Genomic DNA, 1,711 nt, shown 5'->3' with positions numbered 1-1,711 from the left:
GCGTAACTGCAATATGGAGGCATGACCAGATAGCTATATAATACACGATGCGATCAAGGAAATTTTAATAACACACATCTTAGTATTAAAGAACTTGAATTGGCACGATTTAAGGCAAGGATTGAATTTATAAAGATAACTACAGATGAAGACTTAGTTCCATTATCTAACAAATTAGCACCTCTATTTAGTCCGGAACTAATACACGGCCTATCAAAATTGGAAGAAGAATTATTTCCTGAAGTAAAGCTAGCCGGATTAGCGGATTAATTTAGGTGTTGTTGTATGGTTCGGAAAGCGCGTTCAGTGTCATACCGTGGCTTATCTACAGTATCCAGTAAAACAACTAAAAATACTAATAATATAGTATTTTTAACTAGATCCCGTGAATAAATCACGGGATGATGGAGCCGAGCCACACAACAACAACCCTTTTAGCTAGGAATGACATAAGTCGGTAAATATCTAATTAATATATAAGCCGGTATAAAACAAAATCCTGCTACGATGAAAAAATAAGCCCAACCTAAATAAGTAGCTGCATAGCCTGAAATACTACCAAACAATATGGTACTAATATAAGCAATAGAAGTAATTAACGCAATTTGGGTTATACAATATTTAGAGCTACAACATCTTAATTGGTAAGAAAAAAACGGCGACATAGTTAAGCCTTTGGTAAATTCTTGAAAAAAGACCGCTATATACAAACTTGTAATATCTCGATTATAAAAATAGAGAAATAAAAAAGATAGGCTAGATAAAGCATGATATATTAATGCTCTTTTAAGCAAATAAGAATATTCATATTTTCGGCACAAAAACCCGCCTATAAAACCTCCAAGGATTGCAGCACACATACCAAAAGCTTTATATCCAAGCGCTAAATCTTTCTTCGCATACCCGATATCGAGATAAAACATATTCGGCATCATTGAAAGAAAATTATCTTGAAGACGATATAGAAGCATAAAACTAACAATTATTAGCCATTTAGGTTTCTTGATAAAGTCATAAAAAGCATACCAAAATCTATCAAAACCATTAATAATTATTTTATCTGTAAATTTAAGCGGATAGATTATAATTGATAGTAATGACGGCATACATAAAATTGCTATAGAACGATAAACATCTTGCCAAGATATGATAGTTGATAAATATAACGCCCCTGAACCTGCTATAAGTATACCTATCCTAAAGCCTGTAGTACAAGCTGCCTCACTTATGCCCCAATTTTTATTTATAATAAGTAACATCTGTGATGATTGAAGCAACATATCATAAATGGAAGAGAAAAATGCCGCAGCTACTAAGCATAAAGCAAAAGATATAAAATGAGTGTTAGGGTTAAAATTTGTTAGAACATATACGCAACAAATACAGCTAACCAAAGTAATAATTAAACAATATTTATATCCTTGCTTACTTAAAGGAGCAAAACTTACTTTTTCTAGTAAAGGACCCCATAAAAATTTAAATATATGAATAAAATTAACTAAACTAAAAAGCCCGATAGTGATTTTATCAAAACCGGATTCTCGAAGCCAAAAAGAAAGAGTTGAACCGGTAAGTAAATAAATTACACCACCTGGAAAAGAAATTATCAATATGAATAAAATATTAAATATAGATTGAAATCGTGAAAAATTTAAACTTATGAATTTATCCTCCTTATATAAAAATGTAGAAGTCAAGATTTAATCTTACA

At 31.2% G+C, this 1,711-nt stretch carries 2 protein-coding genes; one reads left to right on the top strand and one right to left on the bottom strand.

What is annotated here, in order from left to right; translation table 11 throughout:
• The first annotated feature begins 99 nt into the window (after positions 1-99).
• Complete coding sequence (locus KYQ89_RS02560; protein WP_218460275.1) at positions 100-270, top strand: hypothetical protein; 171 nt, start codon at positions 100-102, stop codon at positions 268-270.
• Between the two features lie 164 nt (positions 271-434).
• On the opposite strand, the gene KYQ89_RS02550 is transcribed toward KYQ89_RS02560, so the two are convergent.
• Positions 435-1,661 (bottom strand): MFS transporter, encoded by a 1,227-nt coding sequence (locus KYQ89_RS02550; RefSeq protein ID WP_218460276.1) that lies wholly within the window; start codon positions 1,659-1,661, stop codon positions 435-437.
• Positions 1,662-1,711 lie beyond the last annotated feature (50 nt).

It is taken from the genome of Rickettsia sp. TH2014, assembly GCF_019249195.1.
Taxonomy (GTDB): Bacteria; Pseudomonadota; Alphaproteobacteria; order Rickettsiales; family Rickettsiaceae; genus Rickettsia; species Rickettsia felis.
Note: the sequence above shows the minus strand (reverse complement) of the source record. Positions and strands in the feature narration are given on the sequence as shown.